12 protein-coding genes are annotated in these 14,237 nt (G+C 41.8%); 9 read left to right on the top strand and 3 right to left on the bottom strand.

Annotated features, from left to right (window positions below; all coding sequences use genetic code 11):
* The first annotated feature begins 217 nt into the window (after positions 1-217).
* From F975_RS12885 to F975_RS12915, 7 genes are all read left to right on the top strand, one after another.
* On the top strand, positions 218-916 hold the full coding sequence (locus F975_RS12885; protein ID WP_004754018.1) for an SDR family NAD(P)-dependent oxidoreductase: 699 nt from the start codon (positions 218-220) through the stop codon (positions 914-916).
* A 49-nt stretch (positions 917-965) separates the two neighbouring features.
* Positions 966-1,964, top strand: coding sequence for an NADP-dependent oxidoreductase (locus tag F975_RS12890; RefSeq protein ID WP_004754021.1), 999 nt, complete (start codon positions 966-968; stop codon positions 1,962-1,964).
* A gap of 14 nt (positions 1,965-1,978) precedes the next feature.
* Positions 1,979-2,986 carry an aldo/keto reductase gene (locus F975_RS12895; RefSeq protein ID WP_004754022.1) on the top strand — a complete coding sequence of 336 codons (1,008 nt, stop codon included), beginning with the start codon at positions 1,979-1,981 and terminating at the stop codon, positions 2,984-2,986.
* A gap of 246 nt (positions 2,987-3,232) precedes the next feature.
* Positions 3,233-4,315: an alkene reductase gene (locus F975_RS12900; RefSeq protein WP_004754024.1), complete on the top strand. Its 1,083-nt coding sequence runs from the start codon at positions 3,233-3,235 to the stop codon at positions 4,313-4,315.
* A 753-nt stretch (positions 4,316-5,068) separates the two neighbouring features.
* A complete protein-coding gene (locus F975_RS12905; RefSeq protein ID WP_004754027.1) occupies positions 5,069-5,998 on the top strand; it encodes a LysR family transcriptional regulator in 930 nt (309 codons plus the stop codon).
* A 261-nt stretch (positions 5,999-6,259) separates the two neighbouring features.
* Positions 6,260-7,570, top strand: coding sequence for an MFS transporter (locus F975_RS12910; RefSeq protein WP_004754029.1), 1,311 nt, complete (start codon positions 6,260-6,262; stop codon positions 7,568-7,570).
* A gap of 84 nt (positions 7,571-7,654) precedes the next feature.
* A complete protein-coding gene (locus tag F975_RS12915; protein ID WP_004754031.1) occupies positions 7,655-8,449 on the top strand; it encodes a substrate-binding domain-containing protein in 795 nt (264 codons plus the stop codon).
* 248 nt (positions 8,450-8,697) lie between these two features.
* Here the strand turns inward: F975_RS12915 and F975_RS12920 are convergent, their stop codons facing one another.
* The gene (locus F975_RS12920) at positions 8,698-9,609 is read right to left on the bottom strand and encodes a LysR family transcriptional regulator (RefSeq protein WP_004754033.1); all 912 of its coding nucleotides are present in this window, start codon (positions 9,607-9,609) and stop codon (positions 8,698-8,700) included.
* A 102-nt stretch (positions 9,610-9,711) separates the two neighbouring features.
* On the opposite strand from F975_RS12920, the gene aptA reads away from it, so the two are divergent.
* Both aptA and add read left to right on the top strand, forming a co-directional pair.
* Positions 9,712-11,043, top strand: coding sequence for an omega-aminotransferase AptA (gene aptA, locus F975_RS12925; RefSeq protein WP_004754035.1), 1,332 nt, complete (start codon positions 9,712-9,714; stop codon positions 11,041-11,043).
* A 97-nt stretch (positions 11,044-11,140) separates the two neighbouring features.
* Complete coding sequence (gene add / locus F975_RS12930; protein ID WP_004754037.1) at positions 11,141-12,163, top strand: adenosine deaminase; 1,023 nt, start codon at positions 11,141-11,143, stop codon at positions 12,161-12,163.
* Between the two features lie 12 nt (positions 12,164-12,175).
* On the opposite strand, the gene F975_RS12935 is transcribed toward add, so the two are convergent.
* Together F975_RS12935 and F975_RS12940 are read right to left on the bottom strand one after the other, a co-directional pair.
* Positions 12,176-12,598: an NUDIX hydrolase gene (locus F975_RS12935; protein ID WP_004754039.1), complete on the bottom strand. Its 423-nt coding sequence runs from the start codon at positions 12,596-12,598 to the stop codon at positions 12,176-12,178.
* Positions 12,599-12,941: 343 nt separating this feature from the next.
* Positions 12,942-14,183, bottom strand: coding sequence for a dicarboxylate/amino acid:cation symporter (locus F975_RS12940; protein WP_004754041.1), 1,242 nt, complete (start codon positions 14,181-14,183; stop codon positions 12,942-12,944).
* Positions 14,184-14,237: the final 54 nt, after the last annotated feature.

The raw sequence follows: 14,237 nt of genomic DNA on the forward strand, positions 1-14,237 counted from the left end.
TCCTAATTTCACTGATTCATTCGTATCTCGGGTTGGTCTACGCGCTACCTTTGATGACAGCACATAGTAACTATCAATTTAATACCAACAATACAGGAGTAATTTCAAATAGTCACTATCTTTTTAGTAGTAACTATTTTATTTTTAGATTATGATGATGAAAACGAGGAAAACTGCTCAAGCAATAACCTCTCACTATTCGATTAAGGAACATGATATGGCTGCTAAAGTAATTCTGATTACAGGTGCATCTTCAGGTATAGGTTTAGCAACGGCAGAGCTTTTACATGCTGAAGGATTTACTGTTTATGGTACAAGCCGACGTGCGAATAATGCATCGAAATATAAGTTTCAAATGATTGAACTCGATGTAAATCAAGAAGATTCTGTTGCTCAAGCAATAGAAAAAGTGATTTCAACTGAAGGACATATTGATGTACTGATCAATAATGCAGGGTTTGCTATTGCGCCTGCCGGTGCTGAAGAAAGCTCAATGCAGCAAGCTCAAGCTATTTTTGAAACTAACTTTTTTGGCGCACTTTATTCGGCATCAAAACATGCGCTTGAGGGTTATTCAGAATCATTAGACCATGAGTTAAGATCGCACGGGATTCGCGTGTCACTCATTGAACCTGCTTATACCAATACTTCTTTGGGAATGAACTTACTTAAAGCAGATGCCCAAGTCACAGCTTATGAGCAAATTCGTGAGAAATTGCATCAACAAATGATAGAAACAATTCGCAATTCCGATGATCCTAGTATCGTTGCCAACACCATCTTAGCCGTAATCAACAGTCAGAATATACTGCCCCGCTATACCTCAGGCACAACAGCAAGATATTTAAAGAATTTACGAAAATTTGCCCCAGTAAAGGTCTTTGATAAATTAATTCAACGCAGCTTGAAAGTTTAATGATGCCGATAAAACGTTAAAACAAAATTCAAAAAATAGAGATCCTAAGATGAAAGCAGCCTACATTACCCATTACGGTAATATCAATGATGTACAACTGGGCGAACAATCCAAACCTGCCCTAACAGAAAATGACGTACTCATTAAAGTATATGCAGCAAGTATTAACCCACTCGACTTAAGAGTTTTAGAAGGTGAATTTAAGGCAATTCTGCCCGTTCAATTTCCTTTTATTTTAGGCAATGATTTCTCAGGTACAGTGGTTCAAGTTGGCGCAAATGTTGACCAGTTTAAAGCTGGAGATGAAGTCTATGCAAAGACAGATCTGAATGGTGCATTTGCCGAATACACGGTCGTACAGCAATCATCACTTGCACTCAAACCTCAAAATATTTCTATGGAACTGGCAGCGTCCCTTCCACTTGTTTCGTTGACTGCATGGCAAGCTTTAGTCGAAATTGCGAATGTTAAAGCAGGCCAAAAAGTATTGATTCATGCTGGTTCAGGAGGTGTCGGATCAATTGCGATTCAGCTTGCCAAACATTTAGGTGCAACTGTCGCGACTACGACAAGTGGAAAAAATATGGACTGGGTCAAGGCATTAGGTGCAGATACGGTCATTGATTACAAAGCTACTGATTTTGAGCAAGTACTTAACGACTATGACCTTGTTTTAGATACGCAAGGGGGAAAAACTTTAGAGAAGTCTCTGAATATTCTTAAACGTGGTGGTCGTATTATCAGTATTTCTGGTCCACCTGATCGTGCTTTTGCTGAAGCAATCAAAGCAAACTGGTTCCTCAAATGTGTTATTCCGCTTTTAAGTTGGTCCATTCGTCATAAAGCAAAAAAACGCGATATCACCTATTCATTTCTGTTTATGCAGCCGAATGGCCAACAGTTATCTGAAATTTCAAAGTTAGTTGAGTCTGGGAAAATAAATCCAGTAGTCGATAAAACTTATGAATTTAGCGAGATTAAAAATGCTTTCCAATATGTAAATACTGGACGGGCAAAAGGCAAAGTCGTTTTAAAAATTTCTGAATAAGAAAGGAAATAAATATGAATTATCAATTATTTGGGCAAACAGGTTTAAATGTTTCACAAATTGCTTTAGGCACTGGCAACTTCGGTACTGGCTGGGGGTATGGTTCCTCACCAGAAGAAGCTAAATTAATACTGGATGCATATTTGAATGCAGGTGGTAATTTCATAGACACAGCCGATGTTTATCAATTTGGGCAATCAGAGCAAATTCTGGGTGACTTATTACAAGGTATTCGTCACGAGGTTGTCTTAGCCACTAAATTTTCCGATGGTGCTTCGCATGACACCAATCAACTGCATAAAGGAAATAGCCGCAAAGCAATGCTTTATTCGGTTGAGCAAAGTTTACGCAGATTAAAAACGGATTATATTGATCTTTACTGGGTACACCACCCTGATAATGTTACACCTAGCGAAGAAATTCTAAGAGGGCTAGAAGATTTGGCACGTGCAGGAAAGATTCTCTATGCTGGACTATCAAATTTTCCAGCATGGCGTCTTTCTCGTGCAGCAACTATTGCTGAACTTAAAAATACAGTGCCGATTGCAGCGGCCCAATTCCAGCATAGTTTAGTTTATCGTGAGCCTGAAGCAGACCTAATTCCCGCTTCTCAAGCACTAGGACTAGGGATGGTGACATGGTCTCCTTTAGGTGGTGGAATGCTTACAGGTAAATATCGTAAAGGAGAAAAAGGTCGCGAAGACGGCTTTGGCGGTAAAGTTTTTCAGCAAGAAAACTCGATGCAACATACAGCAATTTTAGATGCAGTGCTTTCGATTGCTGGTGAATTAAATGCCTCTGCTGATCAGGTGGCGATTGCTTGGGCAGGTACACATGGAACCATTCCGATTATTGGACCAAAATCTTTACAGCAAGCAGACAGTAATTTAGGTGCAATTGATGTTGTATTATCACTTGATCAAATCCAACTGTTAGATTCTGTTAGTCAAATTATAACTTCAGATCAAACCCGTATCCCTATTTTAAGCAATGGTGTAAAGCATCAAAGCATTATTGCTTAGATCACAAATAGTGAATATCAATCAGACAAACTCAAAGTGAATCGGTACGTATACGAGCAGAGGGAAAATCGTCCATGTCTGACGTCAAACAGCGACTGCTGAAGGGCGAATAGTAGGGCCTGATGGAACGTTATATGCACATGCTACAACCACGTGCCTTACTTTCGATGCCCTATACAGACCTGATAACAAATTTTACAAACGCTTATTTTTGGTTCATCAACATTATTATATTAGAGGTATGACATGACAGACAAAACTCTTTTTAGTCCTTATCAATTAGGAAATATTGAACTCGCCAATCGCATTGTAATGGCTCCGTTGACTCGTAACCGTGCAGGAAAAGGGCTAGTGCCAAGCGAATTTGCTGCTGATTATTATGCTCAGCGTGCTAGCGCAGGACTTATTATTTCTGAGGCAACTCAAATTTCTCCACAAGCCCAAGGATACCAAGATACCCCTGGGTTATATACTCCTGAACAAATTGATGCTTGGCGAAAAGTAACAGATGCTGTACATGCCAAAGGTGGAAAAATTTTTGTTCAATTATGGCATGTTGGGCGAATTTCCCATATTGATTTGCAGCCTAATGGAGCTAGCCCTGTAGCACCCTCAGCCATTCGGGCAAACACAAAGACTTTTGTAAATAATACGTTTACTGACGTATCCGAACCCCGAGCATTGGAATTACACGAAATTCCAGTCATTGTCTCGGATTTTCGCCAAGCGGCAGCAAATGCGATTACTGCTGGATTTGACGGTGTTGAAATCCATGCTGCCAATGGGTATTTACTTGAACAGTTTATAAAAGATGGTGCCAACCAACGTACTGATATATATGGTGGATCTATCGAAAATCGAGCTCGGTTATTACTTGAAGTGGTTCAAGCCGTAGTCAGAGAAATTGGTGCTGAACGCACAGGTGTACGCATATCTCCTGTCTCCCCTGTCAATGGGATCAGCTGCAGTGAGCCTCAACTTCAGTACAATTACATTACTGAACAGCTTAACCAACTAGGAATCGTCTATTTACATGTCGTTGAAGGTGCTACAGGTGGACCACGTGATATTTTACCCTTCGATTACACTGCTATTCGTAGCCGTTTTGAACAGACCTATTTAGCCAATAATGGCTATAATTTACAACTTGCGAATGCCCATTTGCAGTCGAATGAAGCTGACCTCTTTTCTTTTGGAAAATTATTCATTAGCAATCCTGATTTAGTGACGCGTTTAAAAAATGGATTGCCTTTGACTGAGTTAAACCCTGCAACTTTATATGGTGGCGGGGCTGAAGGTTATACAGATTATCCAAATTACGATAATTAAAACTTGCCAATCAATTGAAAACTCAATTGTCTGGTTGATCATTCCTCTTTAAAATAAAACCGTGGGAGCTTACTCACGGTTTTAACGATTTTTTCTCTTCAAAGCAGTAAAATTTGGATGGTTATTCACAACAGATGATCAAATAAATATTAAAAACTAAAAAAGCGTCTTATTACCATTTTAGCAAAAAATTAAATTTTATTAGGCATTTCAAGCATTTTTCAATTATCACAAAAATAAGTTATTGATTTATCTTCCAGACTAAACCGTATGACGCATTTGGCTTTGGAACTGGAAATTGAGGCCTAAATTTGCCAACTAATGCATAAATCAACAATCATCGTGACATCAACTTTATGGTGATAAAAGGATTTATAACCGAATTGAGCGAATGAGAAACCCATAGCGAAACTATGGGTAAAAATTTTAAATAGAGTCACATTTGTTTGAAGAATGTGTCTGACACTGAAACCATGCTTAAAACCTTGCAAGTATCGGTGAAGAATTACAATCATCTACATCATGGATGAAAAATAAAATCTGCTCGGAAGCTTCAGTCACTAAAATGCGTGCGTTAATTAGCTGCTTTTACGAGGGCGAATACGATTGAAATTTACGCTACGGAAATGCTTCAAGCTCATATTGAATAATTTTAAGACAACTTTCGCTTCCGCGCTGTTAATATAAATATTCGTTACAGGACTAGCCGCATCATAAGCATATAATTTATGAATAAATAGTGAAATATTCATTATGGAAATCAAGCAAATAAAATATTTTTCAACTGTCGTTGAAGCAGGAAGCATCGGAAAAGCAGCTCAAAAACTAGATGTGGGTGCATCCGCGATTAGCCAACAAATCAGCAAACTGGAGCAAGAATTAAGTATCCGTTTATTGCAGCGCAATGCTTTTGGAGTAACACCAACACCCGCTGGTATTGCATTTTTAAAACATTCCCAGTTAATTCTCAGACAGATCAACTTTGCCATTGATGCTGCACATTCTGCAAGGCTCTCAGGTCATGTCAGCATTGGTTTTCCACCGACCATTACTGCTTTATTAGGCATACCTTTAATGAAATTAATGTCTGAACGCTACCCGGATATCCACCTTGAAATTGTTGAAACACTCTCAGGTAACTTGATTCAAGCCATTAATTCGCGTCAGCTTGATCTGGCAATTATCTTTACCAATGAAATCGACAAACAGTGGGCAATACAACCCTTAGTCAAAGAACAGATGTATTTGATGGGAAGACGGGAATTTCTAGAAAAATATGGGCTGCATGAATGTCTCGCCAGTGGCACAATCCAAGCACAACAGATCGGTGATATCCCCTTAGTTCTTCCCCGCCAACGACATAGTTTAAGGAAATTATTAGATCATTCGATTGGGCAATTAAATATCGTATATGAAATTGATGGCTTGCATTTACTTATGGACAGCCTTATTCATCTAGAACTTGCCAGCATCCGCCCTGGTAGTGCCTGTTTACAAGAATACAAACATAAATTGCAGTTACTCAAAGTCATCGACCCTGAAATTGAACGAATCAACTATTTGGTCAGCCTCGCTGAAAATGAGTTATCTCCTGCCGCTTTAGCTGCAAAATCAGCAATAAAAGCCTGTATTAAAGAACTGATACAAAATCAAAACTGGCCCTGCTCTGAAATCATTTTCTAACGACCCATTAGTTTTATTAAATACCCAATTAACTTTGCGCTCTCACTCCCCTTGACCATTTGCGATTACATTTTCCTTTGAATGGTGAATGTATTTCTGTTTAACAGAATGTAAATGTGTAGTTTGAACTGGAAACAAGGCATCACAATGGCTCCGCGAAGACTTTTCTTGAACCTCATTTTATCTATATGAGGGGGAATAAACGGTCTCAGATTCAGATGTTGTGAGTGTTTCCATTTTGTCAGACCAAGGAGGTCTCCTATGGATAGCAATAGTAAACACTGGGCTACTTTTAAAAAAATATTGAATGTTACGAGTGGTAATTTTTTAGAACAGTACGATTTTTTTCTTTTTGGTTTTTATGCAACGTATATTGCAGCAAAATTTTTCCACTCTGAAAATGAATATGTTTCTTTAATGATGACCTTTACAGTATTCGCTGCTGGTTTTCTGATGCGTCCTTTAGGCGCTATTTTTCTTGGTGCTTATGTCGATAAAGTAGGTCGACGCAAAGGACTAATCGTTACATTGAGTCTCATGGCGATTGGAACAATATTCATTACCTTTGTACCTGGTTATGAAACCATCGGAATTCTCGCTCCAATTTTAGTGGTGATTGGGCGTTTATTACAAGGTTTCTCGGCGGGTGTTGAATCTGGTGGTGTGTCTATTTATCTGGCTGAAATTGCAACAGATAAAAATCGTGGGTTCATTACCAGCTGGCAGTCTGGCAGCCAACAAATTGCCGTTGTGTTTGCATCCTTACTCGGCTATTGGCTGAATACGGTTTTAACCCATGCACAAGTGGGTGAATGGGGCTGGCGCATTCCCTTCTTTATCGGTTGCTTGATTATTCCATTAATCTTTATATTCCGCCGTACTTTAGAAGAAACAGAGGACTTTAAGGCTCAAAAAAATCACCCGACTTCAAAGGAAATTTTCAGAACTATTTTGGGTAACTGGCGCATTGTCCTTGCAGGCATGCTAATGAGTGCCATGACCACAACAACTTTTTATTTTATAACGGTCTACACTACCGTTTATGCAAAACGCACTTTAGAAATGTCAGTGACAGACAGTCTTTTAGCAACCGTATGTGTGGGTTTGTCGAATTTTTTCTGGTTGCCTATGGGTGGCTTGCTTTCAGACAAAATTGGTCGTCGTCCAGTTCTTGTCGGAATTACCATACTTTGCATCTTTACAAGTTATCCTGTTTTAAGCTGGTTGGTCAATGATGTCAGTTTCTCTCACTTACTCATTACGCTTGCTTACTTTTCATTTTTCTTTGGTATGTACAACGGGACGATGGTTGCAACACTGGCAGAAGTCATGCCAAAACGTGTACGGACAGTCGGTTTTTCTCTCGCTTTTAGTCTAGCAGCCGCTATTTTTGGGGGCATGACACCTATCGCATGTACCTTCCTTGTCGAACATACAGGTAATGCCAGCACACCAGCTTTCTGGCTCATGTTCGCAGCGGTATGTAGCCTTCTTTCAAGCTTATATTTATGTCATAGCTCTAAACAGAAGCATCCTGATGCTATAGCTGAACCTGTAAAAGTCAGAACTTAAGACAGTCTATTTTTTAATTCGATTCACAGTCAGGTAGATCTCGGTTCTACCTGTTGGACTCCCTTTCAATTCACGTGAGGTCTTATGAAAAAGTCTCATCTCTTCACGATAGTTTGCTTCGCTGGTTTAGGCTTAGGATCAACAATAGCAAATGCAGATACACTTGAAGTGATTAGCTCAGGTGGATTTTATTCCTCCATGCAAAAACTCATTCCAATCTTTGAAAAACAAACGGGTCATACGGTTCATCTATCTTCTGGTTCGTCTATGGGCGCATCGCCAACGGCAATCCCAAATCGACTTGATCGTGGTGAACATTTTGATATGGTGGTACTGGCTGCTCCTGAACTGAACAAGCTCGCAGAAAAAGGTTATGTAGATCCAAATTCTCAAAGCGCTTTGGTCAATTCCAGCATTGGTATGGCTATCCCGAAGGGTGCTAAAAAACCCGATATCAGCTCTGCAGAAAATTTCGAAAAAGTTTTGTTAACTGCAAAACATATTGGTTACTCTGCCAGTGCAAGCGGTACGCATCTTGAAAAAGATGTTTTCCCAAGCTTCCCCCCTGTCGAATATAAAGTCATTCGCAGTAAGGCTGAAAAAGTGGTCGGTGATCGGGTTGCCAAGCGTATTGCAGAAGGACAATTTGATATTGGGTTCCAGCAGATCAGCGAAATTAAGCCGTTTACTGGTAAATATGGACAGGTTGAATTAGTTGGGCCTATTCCTGCACCTTATCAAAAAGTGACTGTCTTCTCAGCAGGTATAGACAAAAATTCTAAACATGAAAAGCTAGCGAAAGAACTGATTCTATTCGTGAAATCGCCACAAGCAACTCAGATTATTGAAGATCAGGGTTTAGAACAAATCAAGCCATAATTTTTTTAAGGTAACATCAAAAAAATGGTGTTACCGCTTCTATCAGATCCCGATGATTTTACCCAAATGGGAAGTAGCCAAGTGGCTTGGGACAGAAACACATTATCATTCGGCATCACAAAACTTTTCAGTTTCTAAATCGCAATGCTTGGAAATGACCTTGAATGTGCGACAACGACTTTATAAATTTTTATGTGATCTCAACTATCCTTTCTCAAAATTTAAAATTTTCACATAAAATAAAAAACTTAAGCTTGAACTTTCAGTTCTTGCAAAAATAGATCCAAAATAAAATTGGCGCGTCGCCCCTTACGCGTTGCGATACAAATATTAGAAAAATAATGCATTTCTTCAGGCAAAACCGCACGCATCATGCCACGTTCAACCCAGTGCTTGGCATAGTGTTCAGGCAAAAATCCGATAAATTTCCCTGTTAAAATCAGAAAAGCAATGCCTTCACGGTCACTGGCACTGGCTTTGGCATTTAAGGCTTGCTGCATTTCAATCGCATTTTGAGATAGCCGATAATTCGGTACCACGGCATCCCAGTTTTTCAGTTGCTCGGCACTACTCACCTGCCCAACATGATGAAACAAGGCATGACCATGACTACAATACAGATAGCTGGCTTCTTCATATAAATCACTATATTCCAAACCCGAAAGCGGGCTGATCATTGGCAATGCCCCGACGTGCAATTGCCCGTCCATTAAGCCTTTTTCAATTTCAATCGGAGTGCTCATACTCAGATGAATCTGAATATTCGGCCCTTTTTGATAGAGGCGTGATAAAGCATGGGTAATCTGCATTTGCGGTAAGGTCACCAGATTATTAATGATACCGATTTTCAGCTCACCCTTGATTTCGTGATGCAAGCGATTGACATGCTGACGAAAATCCTCAATCGAGGTCAGCAATGCCTCGCTATAACTCAAGATATGTTTGCCTTCATCGGTCAGGGCAAAACCCGAACGCCCACGCTGACACAAACGCATGCCCAAACGGTTTTCCAGTGTACTCATATGCAAGCTAATCGCCGAACGGGTAATGCCCAAAGCACTCTCGGCTGCTGAAAAACTGCCACTTTCTGCAACAGCCCGAAAAACCTTCAATAGCTTGATATCAGAGTCGGTGACTTGGTTCAGGGTTTTGCTTTTCATTTAGGTGAGGATTTCTAAATCTAAACGTGAGTTAGCTTAAATTTATCTCATCTATTTACTCAATGTAAGCTGTATTTCTCAGGATTTTTCAAGGATGCCCACATGTCTGATGCTCGCCACACTCAAGCTCATTATTCCGATGCGCACTGGATGCCATTTAGCGCCAACCGTAATTTTAAACAAGACCCGCGTTTTGTGGTGGCAGCCGAAGGTAATTACCTGATTGATGATCAGGGTCGCCGTATTTACGATTCATTATCTGGCTTATGGACATGTGGTGCTGGACATACTCGCAGCCAGATTCAGGATGCTGTAGCCAAACAACTTGGCACACTCGACTACGCGCCTGCATTTCAATTCGCGCACCCACTTTCATTTCAGTTGGCTGAACAAATTACTGCATTGACCCCAGATCCACTCAACCACGTATTTTTTACAGGTTCAGGCTCAGAGTCAGCCGATACTGCGGTCAAAATGGCAAAAGCTTACTGGCGCATTAAAGGACAGCCTACCAAAACCAAATTTATTGGTCGTGCCAAAGGCTATCATGGCGTCAATATCGCAGGGACAAGCCTAGGTGGTATCGGTGGTAATCGTAAAATGTTCGGACAATTTATGGATGTCGATCATTTACCACATACCTTACAAACTGACCTGCCATTTACCCAAGGCATGGCAGAAACAGGCGGTGTGGCGCTTGCCAATGAAATGCTGAAACTGATTGAACTACATGATGCTTCCAACATTGCTGCGGTGATTGTTGAGCCTGTGTCTGGTTCTGCGGGTGCAATTATTCCACCACAAGGTTATTTACAACGTCTGCGTGAAATCTGTGACCAACACAATATCCTGTTGATTTTTGATGAAGTGATTACAGGTTTTGGTCGTATGGGCAAATGGACGGCGGCTGAATACTTTGGTGTGACTCCAGACATTCTCAACTTTGCCAAACAAGTCACCAACGGCGCTGTACCTTTGGGTGGCGTGATTGCTTCAGATGAAATTTTCAACACTTTCATGCAACAAGGCACACCTGAGCATTTTGTCGAATTTGCGCATGGCTATACCTACTCAGGTCATCCCGTCGCCTGTGCCGCAGGTTTAGCAACTTTAGAATTGCTGAAACAAGAGCAATTACTTGAGCAATCAGCTGCACTTGCACCACATTTCCAAAGCGTGATTCATGACCTGAAAACTGCAAAACATGTGGTCGATATTCGTAACTGTGGTTTGATCGGGGCGATCCAGTTGGCGGCACGCGATGGTGACCCAAGCATTCGCCCGTTTGAAGTCGGCACAGCCCTATGGAAAGCAGGTTTCTATGTGCGTTTTGGCGGAGACTGCTTGCAGTTTGGCCCAATGTTCAACAGCAAACCAGAAGACCTCAGTCGTTTATTTGCAGCTGTTGGAGATCAGTTACAGAAAATTGACTAAAGCCTGCTGCCTTTCAACTAGCGTGATGAATCCACTTGCGATTATGCTGTGAGAACATCACGCTTTTTTGATTGGATAAACCTTTAGGCGAATAATAATGATTGATAAAAATATCCCGCTCACCGATTTACACCGCCACCTTGATGGCAACATCCGCCCGCAAACCATCTTAGAACTCGGGCAACAATTTCAAATACAACTGCCTGCCAACACCCTGCCCGAACTGCTACCCCATGTTCAGGTCATGGACAATCAACCTGACCTGCTCAGCTTTTTAAGTAAACTGGACTGGGGCGTAAAAGTCTTGGGTGATTTGGAAGCCTGCCGCCGTGTCGCATGGGAAAATATGCAAGATGCAGCGCAGCAAGGTTTGGACTATGTTGAACTGCGCTTTTCACCCTTTTATATGGCGATGAGCCATCAACTTCCACTGGCTGGCGTAATCGAGGCCGTGATTGATGGCGTTCAGCAAGGCAGCCGTGACTTTAATATTCCTGCTAAACTGATTGGCATTATGAGTCGTACCTTTGGGCAAGCACGCTGCCAGCAAGAACTGGATGCCTTACTGACTCATCGTGATCAGATTACTGCGCTAGATTTGGCAGGTGATGAGCTGGGCTTTCCAGGTGAATTATTTGTCGAGCATTTCAAACAAGCCCGTGATGCAGGCTGGCACATCAGCATCCATGCAGGCGAAGCCGCAGGCGCAAGCAGTATTTGGCAAGCCATTCAAACCCTCGGGGCAACCCGTATCGGACATGGGGTCAAAGCTGTAGAAGATGTAAAATTACTGGATTATCTAGCTGAACATCAGATCGGGATTGAGTCCTGCATTACCTCAAATTTGCAAACCAGTACCGTTGCTGATATTCGTCAGCATCCGCTCAAAACCTTTCTTGAACACGGCATTCTAGCCACCATTAACAGCGACGACCCAGCGGTTGAAGGCATTGATATTCAACATGAATATTTACAGGCAGCGCCACAGGCAGGCTTGTCTGAAGCACAAATCCGAAAAGCACAGCAGAACGGTTTGAGTATCGCCTTTTTATCAGCACAGGAAAAACAGCAGCTTCAAGAGAAAGTGGCACAGCGTAACTCAATTTCAGGAGTCAATTAACCACTTGCTCCACTAGTTTTGAGACTCAGCACACTGCTGTCGGATATAAGGCAGAACATATTGTTCTGTCAACGGTGCAAGTGCCAAGTCAATCGGTGCAAACACATTCACCCATTGAATTTCTGCCAGTTCGGCAGACACTTGAGCCTCACCCAGTAACTCGACATGAAATAAATGCGCCAATAAGCGATGATTGGCTTCATTGGCAGCAGCCGTTTCAACCATGCCTAAGTCTTTGACAATCCGTGCAGCCACACCAATTTCTTCCTGAATCTCGCGCAATAAACCTTGCTGTGCCGATTCGTTGGCTTCAAGCTTGCCACCGACCTGCATAAAAAATTCGGTATGACGTTTACGTGCCAGTAGTGCCTGCCCTTGCGTATTAAAAATAATCGCGGCGGCAACGGTAATCACAGGTTGTTGAGATTGAGTCATGGTTCTGATGATGTGGGAGTGCAAATTGGGTAGTGTAGTCTATCTGATTCGCTTATGCTGAAGATCTCGTGCTTGCTGTTTATATTGACCCAAGTCATGAAGATTCACTTGGGTAAATTTATAAAATCAGCATTCTAAAACTAAAATAAATTCCAACATTTCACTCAAAAATCTGGTTTTTATTACGCTCCAGATTCTTCTGCTTACTGCATCATACTGAACAATTTGGTTCTTGAGCGATGCTAAGCCACAACTGCATAGTGATGAAAAGAACTCAATTTCAGATAAATTTTTTGGGAGAAGATTGCCTGACAAAAACAATCTTCTCCAATCTTGTATCAAGCTAACTTGGATCACGAGGAATGCGGGTATAACGATCGACCACCACACTCACCATCATATCGCCTTGTACATTGACAACGGTACGAACGGTATCCAAAATACGATCTATTGGCAGTAAAATCGCAATGGCTTCGGCAGGTAAACCGACAGACTGTAACACCATAATCATGGTGACCATGCCCGCACTTGGAATACCAGGCGCCCCCAAAGAAGCAATCATGGCAGTTAAACAGACAATAATCTGCTGCCCCAAATGCAAATCCAGCCCGATTAAATTGGCAACAAACAATGCTGCTGCCGCTTCGTAAAGCGCCGTGCCATCCATGTTGAGATGTGAACCGAGCGGAATCACAAAACCTGCAATCTGTGGACGTACACCCAGATTTTCCTGTGCACACTTCATACTCAGTGGCATAGTCGCTGAACTGGAACTGGTGGCAAATGCCGTGACCATTGCCAGACGTGCACCTTTGAAAAATTTCCACGGCGACATTTTGCCAAAAACCCACAGTAACAGCGGCAAGACCACAATGCCATGAAACAAGGTGGTGCCCGTCACCACCGCAGCAAATTCTGCCAAACGGCTCAGTACCGACAAATCTTCTTTGGCAATCAGTTTAGCCAGCAGCGCCAAAATTCCAATTGGCGCAAGCTTCATCAGCCAGCCCACCAGCATCATCACCAGTTCAAAAAACTCATGACTTAAACGGCGAATCCCCGCAAAGCGCTCGCCACCATACACCAGTGCCAGACCAATCAGCATGGAAAAAATCACCACTGACAAGACATTGCCATCGCTAAAGGCTTTAAATGGGTTAATCAGGGTATTTTGGACAAAGTTCACCAAAAATGAGGAAGCATCCAGATTTTGTGCTGTAGGTGGATGCTGCTGCATCGCGGTTTGGAACAGGGCAACATTTAGCCCCTTGCCCACTTCAAATAAATGCGCACCAAGTAAGCCGAGAAATAACGACAGACTCATGGTCGTCAAACTACAGAGCAAGGTAATTTTCCAGACCCTGCCCAGTTGATGCCCCGACTCCAGACTGGCAACCCCGATCACAATCGAAGAAAATACCAGTGGGACAAGCAACATTTTCAGGAAACCAATAAAAATACCACTGACTATGCCCAGTACATATAAGCTGCCATTAAAGAATGTCGTATCTGGATAAAACCGCAGCAACAAACCATAGGCAATGCCTATCAAGGCTGCAATAAAAATCTTGGTATTTAAACTCATCTTGCCTCGGTTCTTATTTTAAGCGATTGAGTACTATGGCATGGCAAAGATATG

Origin of the sequence: Acinetobacter brisouisimilis (assembly GCF_000368265.1) — a bacterium.
In the GTDB taxonomy this organism is placed as follows: Bacteria; Pseudomonadota; Gammaproteobacteria; order Pseudomonadales; family Moraxellaceae; genus Acinetobacter.

What these genes read in the sequence shown, in the direction of transcription:
- F975_RS12885 (WP_004754018.1), top strand. Translation starts at nt 218, where the DNA reads ATGGCTGCTAAAGTAATTCTGATTACAGGTGCATCTTCAGGTATAGGT.
- F975_RS12900 (WP_004754024.1), top strand. Translation starts at nt 3,233, where the DNA reads ATGACAGACAAAACTCTTTTTAGTCCTTATCAATTAGGAAATATTGAA.
- F975_RS12905 (WP_004754027.1), top strand. Translation starts at nt 5,069, where the DNA reads ATGGAAATCAAGCAAATAAAATATTTTTCAACTGTCGTTGAAGCAGGA.
- add (WP_004754037.1), top strand. Translation starts at nt 11,141, where the DNA reads ATGATTGATAAAAATATCCCGCTCACCGATTTACACCGCCACCTTGAT.
- F975_RS12910 (WP_004754029.1), top strand. Translation starts at nt 6,260, where the DNA reads ATGGATAGCAATAGTAAACACTGGGCTACTTTTAAAAAAATATTGAAT.
- F975_RS12940 (WP_004754041.1), bottom strand. Translation starts at nt 14,183, where the DNA reads ATGAGTTTAAATACCAAGATTTTTATTGCAGCCTTGATAGGCATTGCC.
- F975_RS12935 (WP_004754039.1), bottom strand. Translation starts at nt 12,598, where the DNA reads ATGACTCAATCTCAACAACCTGTGATTACCGTTGCCGCCGCGATTATT.
- F975_RS12895 (WP_004754022.1), top strand. Translation starts at nt 1,979, where the DNA reads ATGAATTATCAATTATTTGGGCAAACAGGTTTAAATGTTTCACAAATT.
- F975_RS12890 (WP_004754021.1), top strand. Translation starts at nt 966, where the DNA reads ATGAAAGCAGCCTACATTACCCATTACGGTAATATCAATGATGTACAA.
- F975_RS12920 (WP_004754033.1), bottom strand. Translation starts at nt 9,609, where the DNA reads ATGAAAAGCAAAACCCTGAACCAAGTCACCGACTCTGATATCAAGCTA.
- aptA (WP_004754035.1), top strand. Translation starts at nt 9,712, where the DNA reads ATGTCTGATGCTCGCCACACTCAAGCTCATTATTCCGATGCGCACTGG.
- F975_RS12915 (WP_004754031.1), top strand. Translation starts at nt 7,655, where the DNA reads ATGAAAAAGTCTCATCTCTTCACGATAGTTTGCTTCGCTGGTTTAGGC.